This is a genomic window from Stenotrophomonas sp. 78350_Sma (genome assembly GCF_056482105.1).
Genome location: NZ_CM151182.1, coordinates 4,782,837 through 4,789,612, shown reverse-complemented (window position 1 = coordinate 4,789,612; position 6,776 = coordinate 4,782,837). Strand labels below are relative to the sequence as shown.

5 protein-coding genes are annotated in these 6,776 nt (G+C 66.7%); all 5 read left to right on the top strand.

Annotation, left to right across the window (positions count from 1 at the left end):
- Positions 1–255: 255 nt before the first annotated feature.
- The 5 genes from rpmH (at position 256) to mnmE (ending at position 6,732) form a co-directional block, all read left to right on the top strand.
- Positions 256–396, top strand: a complete 141-nt coding sequence (gene rpmH, locus ACZK4H_RS21960; protein WP_005411729.1) for a 50S ribosomal protein L34 — start codon at positions 256–258, stop codon at positions 394–396.
- 5 nt (positions 397–401) lie between these two features.
- Entirely contained in the window at positions 402–896 is a 495-nt protein-coding gene (gene rnpA / locus ACZK4H_RS21955; protein WP_012481687.1) for a ribonuclease P protein component, read from the top strand.
- Complete coding sequence (gene yidC / locus ACZK4H_RS21950; RefSeq protein WP_099554150.1) at positions 896–2,611, top strand: membrane protein insertase YidC; 1,716 nt, start codon at positions 896–898, stop codon at positions 2,609–2,611. The genes rnpA and yidC overlap by 1 nt, the downstream gene beginning before the upstream one ends.
- Before the next feature lie 95 nt (positions 2,612–2,706).
- Positions 2,707–5,379: a polysaccharide deacetylase family protein gene (locus ACZK4H_RS21945; protein WP_099554152.1), complete on the top strand. Its 2,673-nt coding sequence runs from the start codon at positions 2,707–2,709 to the stop codon at positions 5,377–5,379.
- Positions 5,380–5,382: 3 nt separating this feature from the next.
- A complete protein-coding gene (gene mnmE, locus ACZK4H_RS21940) occupies positions 5,383–6,732 on the top strand; it encodes a tRNA uridine-5-carboxymethylaminomethyl(34) synthesis GTPase MnmE (protein WP_099554154.1) in 1,350 nt (449 codons plus the stop codon).
- The last annotated feature ends 44 nt before the right edge of the window (positions 6,733–6,776 follow it).

Here is a 6,776-nt window from a genome sequence, read left to right as displayed (position 1 = left end):
CAGCAATAATCGTCCGGTGGCCGGGGCATGGACGCGACAAGGCGCCCAAACACAGGCCGGAAAGGGGGGAAATGGATGGCTCAGACTACCACCGAGCGCCCGCCTTCGGAATGCTTGTCCCCTACTTATTCACAAAAACATCCACAGCTATTGCACAGCCCAGTGAATTCGCGTAGCTGCCAGGGGTTGACTTGGGCCGGGGTACCTCTCTAGAATTTCCGGTTCTTTCCGTCCCATTCATACGAGAGGCCCCCAATGGCCACGAAGCGCACCTACCAGCCCAGCAACCTCAAGCGTAAGCGCGACCACGGCTTCCGTGCCCGTATGAAGACCGCTGACGGCCGCAAGATCCTGTCGCGTCGCCGCGCCAAGGGCCGCAAAGTCCTGAGCGCCTGATTGCCATGCCGCACAGCGCGGCAGACGCAATCCCTTCGACAGTGAATACTGCAGACCCGCGCAAGCGATTCCCTCGCTCTGCGCGGGTTCGCACGCGTGCCGAATATTCAACGGTCTTCAACGGCGCCCGCCGTGTGTCCGATCCGCTGATGACCCTGCACTGGCTGCCGGCTGACCGGCCGGCCAGGCTGGGTCTGGCGGTTTCCCGCAAGGTTGATCCGAACGCCGTCGGGCGTAACCGGATCAAGCGCGTCCTGCGCGACATCCTGCGTCAGACACGTACCGACATCCAGCCAGGCGACTTTGTCGTCGTGGCTCGTAGTGCTGCGCGTTCCGCCAGCAACGACGAGATCCGCCAGGCCTTCCTGCGCCTGCTGCGTCGCCTGCGTGCATTGCCCACGCCGGGCGTGGACGGCACAATGCCGCCGCCTGATGGCATCGCAACTCCCTCTTTGACCGAGCCGGCATCGCGTCCCGGCCCCGCCGAGCCTGTCCGCTGATGAACCAGACCCGCGTATTCCTCATTTTTGCCTGGCTGATGGTGGCCGTGCTGCTGTGGATGGAGTGGAGCCGTGAAAAGGCTGCTCCGACCCCGGCACCGACGACCACGTCGGCCCCGGCCGCCGCACAGAGTGTTCCGGGCGCGACCCCGGGCGCCATCCCCAGTGCCCAGGTGCCGGGCGCCCCGGGCCAGGCTGCCGTGCAGGCCCAGGCCAGCGCCACCCCGGCCAGCCAGCGCGTGACCGTCACCACCGACGTGCTGCGCCTGGTGCTCGACGGCGGCCGCGTGCTGGACGCCGAGCTGCTGCAGTTCCCGCAGACCAAGGACGAAGGCAGCCCGCCGGTCCGCCTGCTGACCGAAGACCCCGCGCACCCGTACAGCGCGATCAGCGGCTGGGCCAGCGAAGACAAGAACACCCCGGTGCCGGGTGCCGACGGCTTCAAGCTGGTCGGCGACACCAAGGACTTCGTGCTGGCCAAGGGCCAGAACGAGCTGCAGATCCCGTTCGTGTGGACCGCCGACAACGGCGTGACCATCAAGCGCACCCTGACCGTCTCGCGCAACGAGTACGCCGTGCGCTTCAAGGACGAAGTCAGCAACGCTGGCGCCGCCCCGTGGAACGGCTACGTCTACCGCACCCTGGACCGCACCCCGACCATCCTGTCGCGGAGCATGACCAACCCGGATTCGTTCAGTTTCAACGGTGCCACCTGGTACGACAACGACAAGAAGTACCAGCGTCGTGCGTTCAAGGACTACCTGGAAGACGGCACGCTGAACCAGAACATCACCGGCGGCTGGCTGGCGATGCTGCAGCACCACTTCTTCACCGCCTGGATCCCGCAGAAGGACCAGACCGCGCACTACGTGCTGTCGCAGGTGGCCGGTCGTGACCTGATCGAAGCGCGTGGCCCCGCCTTCACCGTGGCCCCGGGCCAGTCGACCAGCACCGAAGCCCGCCTGTGGGTCGGCCCGAAGCTGGTCAACCTGATCGCCAAGGAAGACGTGCCGGGCCTGGACCGCGTGGTCGACTACAGCCGCTTCTCGATGATGGCGGTGATCGGCCAGGGCCTGTTCTGGGTGCTGAACCAGGTGCACAAGCTGGTCGGCAACTGGGGCTGGGCGATTGTCGGCCTGGTGGTGCTGCTGAAGCTGGTGCTGTACCCGCTGTCGGCCGTGCAGTACAAGAGCGGCGCCAAGATGCGTCGCTTCCAGCCGCGCATCGCGCAGTTGAAGGAACGCTACGGCGATGACCGCCAGAAGTTCCAGACCGCGATGATGGAGCTGTACAAGAAGGAAAAGATCAATCCGATGGGCGGCTGCCTGCCGATCCTCATCCAGATGCCGATCTTCTTCGCCCTGTACTGGGTGCTGGTCGAGTCGGTCGAACTGCGCCAGGCGCCGTGGCTGGGCTGGATCCAGGACCTGACCGCACGCGACCCGTACTTCATCCTGCCGGTGATCAACGTGGCGGTGATGTGGTTCACCCAGAAGCTCACCCCGGCGCCGGGCATGGACCCGATGCAGCAGAAGATGATGCAGTTCATGCCGCTGGTGTTCGGCGTCATGATGGCCTTCATGCCGTCCGGCCTGGTCCTGTACTGGGTGGTCAACGGCGGCCTGGGCCTGCTGCAGCAGTGGTGGATGACCAAGCGCCATGGCGGCGAGCCGGTCCCGGCCACCACCGCCCCGGCTCCGGTCAAGAAGAAATAATCCCGACCGACCCGCAAAAGCCCGCCGCAAGGCGGGCTTTTCGCATGCGGCGTTAGAATTCCCCGGACACCGTTCCTCCCACTTCCGAGTCCGCCATGCCGCGTGCGTCGTCGTTCCGCCTGTTCCTGCCTTCGCTTCTGCTCACCCTGGTCGTTGCCGGCTGTGGTGACAAGGACGCGAAGGCACCGGCGACCACCGTCACCCAGCCCAGCGCGCAGGCGGCTGCTGCTGCCGATCCGGCCGCTGCACCGTTGCTGGCTGCGTTGCAGAAGCAGCTCGACGGCTACCGCCGGATCATCGTGCTGCTGGCCGACGAGGAACAGCAGTCGGCCGCCGACCGTGGTACCTCCACGCGCGTGGGCCAGCAGCTGTTCCACGATGGGCTGGAACAGCGCACGGCGATCGCCGCACAGTTCGATACGCTGCTGCGTGGTTCCAGCCCCCAGCGCTTCGCCACCCTCGGCACCGTGCTGGACTACATCGAGTCGGCGCCGGAACTGTTCGACGCCGACCGCCTGGCTTTCCGCGAAGTGCTGCGCGATCTGCATGAGCGCGTCGGCACCGACTCTTCGCTGCCGGCGGTGAAGCTGCACCAGCGCATCGGCGAGGACCTGGAAGCGCTCGATGAGATCGAACGCAACTACAACCAGGAACTGACCCGCATCTTCAGCCGCTTCGAACGCACCCGTGCCATCGAGCTCAAGCGCGAGAAGTGGGAGGACTACATCGCCCACCTGCACAAGGACTACAACCGCGAAGCGATCCTGCGCGACTACGGCGTGATCGAGCCGTACCCGATGTCGATGAAGGACAGTGACCGCGAGATCTTCGGCCGCGACCTGCCGGCCAAGACCGTGGTGCTGACCTTCGACGATGGCCCGCACAAGGCCTATACCGATGAAGTGGTGGCCATCCTCAAGCGCTACGACGTGCCGGGCGTGTTCTTCGAAGTGGGCCGCAACCTGGGCAAGGTGGAAGCCGATGGCAAGGTCAGTCTCGGCCCGATGGCGAAGATCAGTCGCAATCTGATGGAGGAGGGCTATGCGGTGGGCAACCACAGCCTGACCCACGCCCAGCTCTCGCGCACCACCGGTGATGCGCTGCGCCAGCAGGTGCTGGACACCGACACGCTGCTGAAGGATGTCGACAGCAAGCGTGCACCGCTGTTCCGCTTCCCCTATGGCGCGCGCAACGCCGAAGGCCTGCAGCTGCTCAACGAGGCCGGGCTGAAATCGATCATGTGGAACATCGACTCGATGGACTGGGCCGACCCGGTCCCGGAGTCGATCGTGCAGCGCGTGCTCGACCAGGTGAACAAGGAACAGCGCGGCATCATCCTGTTCCACGACATCCACGATCGTGCGGTGAAGGCGCTGCCGCAGATCCTCGACCGCCTGATTGCCGATGGCTACCAGTTCGCAGGCTGGAACGGCCGCGACTTCACCGTTGCCCGCGCGCGCAAGGGCGACACCGGTGCCGCCACCGTCACCACTGGCTACGAGAAGTCGTGGGCGATCGTGGTCGGCATCGACAACTACGCCAAGTGGCCGAAGCTGGAATACGCCAGCCATGACGCGCAGGCGGTGGCCGACACGCTGACCGGGCAGTTTGGTTTCCCGTCCTCGCAGGTGATCGTGCTGAAGAACGAGCAGGCCACCCGCAACAACATCCTGGCCGCCTTCCACGACCGCCTGGCCGATGACCGCACCGGAAAGAACGACCGCGTGTTCGTGTTCTTCGCCGGCCATGGTGCCACCCGCCAGCTCGCCTCCGGACGCGACCTTGGCTACATCATTCCGGTCGATTCGGACCCGAAGGAATTTGCCACCGACGCCATTGCGATGACCGACATCCAGAACATCGCCGAGAGCATGCAGGCCAAGCACGTGATGTTCGTGATGGATGCCTGCTACAGCGGCCTGGGCCTGACCCGTGGCGGCCCGGCGTCGTCGTCGTTCCTGCGCGAGAACGCACGCCGCAGCGCACGCCAGATGCTGACAGCCGGCGGCGCCGACCAGCAGGTCGCCGACGCCGGTCCCAATGGCCATTCGGTGTTTACGTGGGTGCTGCTGCAGGCGCTGGCCGGCAAGGGCGACCTCAACGGCGATGGCCTGATCACGGGTACCGAACTGGCCGCCTACGTGGCGCCCGCCGTCTCGGCCGTTTCGCACCAGACGCCGGCCTTCGGCAGCCTGCCCGGTTCGCAGGGCGGGGAGTTCGTGTTCCAGGTGCCGGACAGCCAGGAGTTCCTCAATGCCGATACGCGCCAGCTGACCGCCGATGCGATCGCACTGAACAACAAGGTCGAAGCCGCCAGCGAAGCCAAGGGCAGCCAGGCGCCGGTGACGGTGGCCGACCTGCAGGGTGGCAAGGCCAAGCTTGTGGTGCCCACTGCCGGCCCGGCATCGGATCGCCAGCGCGCGCAGCAGGCCAATGACCGTGGCCTGCAGCTGTACCGCGAAAAGCAGTACGACGAGGCGGTGGCGCAGTTCACCGAGGCGCTGAAGCTGCGCCCGGACTTCGCCCAGGCTGCCAACAACCTCGGATTCGTCTACTACCGCCAGCAGCGTTACGCTGAAGCCGCACGCTGGCTGGAGAACACGCTGAAGATCGACCCCTCGCGTGCCGTGGCCTATCTCAACCTGGGCGACGCCTACTTCAACGCGGGCGACAGGGCCAAGGCGAAGCAGGCCTACACCACCTACCTGGCGCTGCAGCCGCAGGGCAGCGGTGCTGCACAGGCGCGCGCGCAGCTGGAGAAACTCTGAGCGATGGACGATACCTTTCGCACTGACACCATCGTCGCCATCGCCAGCGCACCCGGTGCCGGTGGCGTCGGCCTGCTGCGCCTGTCCGGCCCGCGCGCTGCGGCCATCGCCAACGCGCTGGGTGCGCCCGCGCTGCGCCCGCGCCATGCGCACTACGCACGCCTGCGCGATGCCGACGATGAGGTGATCGACGATGGCATCGTGCTGTGGTTCCCGGCGCCGAACAGCTTCACCGGCGAAGAGGTGGTGGAACTGCAGGGCCATGGCAGTCCGGTGCTGCTGCAGCAACTGGTTGCGCGCTGCATCGCGCTGGGCGCGCGCCAGGCACGGCCGGGCGAGTTCAGCGAACGCGCGTTCCTCAACGGCAAGCTCGACCTGGCCCAGGCCGAGGCCATCGCCGACCTGATCGCCGCCGGCGACAACCGCGCCGCACGCGCCGCTCGCCGTTCGCTGGATGGCGTGTTCTCACGGCGCATCGACGCCGTGGCCGAGCAGCTGGTGCTGCTTCGCATCCATGTGGAAGCGGCCATCGACTTTGCCGACGAACCGCTGGATACGCTCGGTGGTGCGCAGGTGCGCCTCGGGCTGGAACAGGCGCGCAGCGATCTGGCCCTGCTGCGCCGCGACGCCGAACGTGGCCGTCGCCTGCGCGATGGCCTGCACGCGGTGCTTATCGGTCCGCCCAATGCAGGCAAGAGCTCACTGCTGAACGCGCTGGCCGGCAGCGAACGCGCCATCGTCACCGATATCGCGGGCACCACCCGCGACACCCTGCGCGAGACCATCCGCCTGGATGGCCTGGAACTGACCCTGGTCGACACCGCGGGACTGCGCGACGGCGGCGACGCCATCGAACGTGAAGGCATGCGCCGCGCCCACGTGGAAATCGAGCGCACCGACCTCGCGCTGATCGTGCTGGACGCGTGCGATCCGGCGGCCGGTGAGGCTGCGCTGGGGCAGGCCGTGGCGGCGGTGCCGCACAAGGTCTACATCCACAACAAGTCGGACCTGCTGGATACGTTGCCCGCGCTGGATGACCCGGACCGTGTGTTCGTTTCGGCCGCCACCGGCGCCGGGCTGGACGACCTGCACGCGCGCCTGCGCAGCATCGCCTCGGCCGGGGCAGGGGAGCAGGTGGATGGCGAGTTCTCCGCGCGCACCCGCCACGTGGATGCGATCGAACGCGCACAGGAACACGCACAGTGCGCCGATGGCGAGCTTGCGCACGAGCACCTGGAACTGGCCGCCGAAGAACTGCGGCTGGCACATGACGCGCTGGGCGAGATCACCGGCCAGATGAGTGCCGATGATCTGCTGGGCAGGATCTTCTCCAGTTTCTGCATCGGGAAGTAAGCCTTGGTAGTGCCGGCCGCTGGCCGGCATCCCAGCCGAACGAG